Here is a 1133-nt window from a genome sequence, read left to right as displayed (position 1 = left end):
GCCGGCGACGCGGCGCGGCGGCGCACCGAGCATGCGCAGCATCGCCAGATCGGCGCGCCGCTCGCGCACGGCGTTGCACAGTGCGATGAAGACGCTGAGCACCGCGACGGCGAGCAGCACGCCGCCGAAGGCGCGCAGCACGTCCGCGCCCAGGCCCAGAAGGCGCAGCAGGCGGCTGATCTCGACGGCCGGCGCGGCCGCCTGCAGCGCGGTGTCGGAATTGATCCGGCGCGGCAGCGTGGCCGCGGCCAGGGGCGAGCGGTAACGCACCAGGGCCACGGTCACTTCGCGCTCTTGCGCAAGGATTTCGAGGTCTCCGGGGTCGTCCGCGGTGGCGGCCTCGTGCACCCGCCAGACCGATTCGGTGGCCGTGAGGATGAGGCGGTCGAGCACGCAACCGCAGGGCGCCAGCACGCCGGTGATGCGGTAGGGGTGCTCGCCGTGCGCATGCCCGCCCTCGCCCAACCCATGGCTGCCGATGAAGCGGGCGCCGAGCAGCGCTGCGCCGTCGGGTGCGGCGTCGGCCATGGTGCGCAGCACGGACGCGCCCAGAACGGCCTCCATGGGCTCTTGCCACATCCGCCCCTGCGCCAGGGTGGCGTGGTAATGCGCCACATAGTCGGGCGTGGTGCCGACGATGCGCCGGCCACGGTAACTGTCGCCCATGCTCAGCGGGATGATCTGCGCCACCAGCGGGTCGTTGCGCAGGGCCTGCACTTCCTGCAGCGGAATATTCCCCGTGGGCACGTCGATATGAAACACGCCCGCGAGGATGAGCTGCAGCGGGCTGCCCTTGGCGCCGACCACGAGGTCGATGCCGTTCAGGTCGCGCTCGAACGCCGCGTCCAACTGCGTGGCGACGAGCAGCACCAGCGTGATGGCGGCCAGGCCCAGCGCGAGCAGCAGCAGGTTGAGCAGCGCCGCCAGCGGGCGCGACCACAGGTAGCGCCAGGACAGCCGGACCAGATCGGGAACGGTCTTCATGGCGCCATGCACTCCTGCGGCGCGTGCGCCCTTGCATCCAGATCAAGCTGCTGCGCGCTGCTCAGCGCGCGCAGCACGCGCTGGTCGTGCGTGGCGATGACCAGGCCCGCGCCGCAGGCCGCGGCGCTCGCGCGCAGCAGGGCCAGCGC

At 72.4% G+C, this 1133-nt stretch carries 1 protein-coding gene; it reads right to left on the bottom strand.

Annotated features, from left to right (window positions below):
* The coding region (locus VTU_RS0105410; protein ID WP_010101610.1) for an ABC transporter permease at window positions 1-984 on the bottom strand (984 nt) is incomplete at its 3' end.
* Window positions 985-1133: the final 149 nt, after the last annotated feature.

Origin of the sequence: Verminephrobacter aporrectodeae subsp. tuberculatae At4, assembly GCF_000193225.1 — a bacterium.
Classification (GTDB): Bacteria; Pseudomonadota; Gammaproteobacteria; order Burkholderiales; family Burkholderiaceae_C; genus Acidovorax; species Acidovorax aporrectodeae.
Note: the sequence above shows the minus strand (reverse complement) of the source record. Positions and strands in the feature narration are given on the sequence as shown.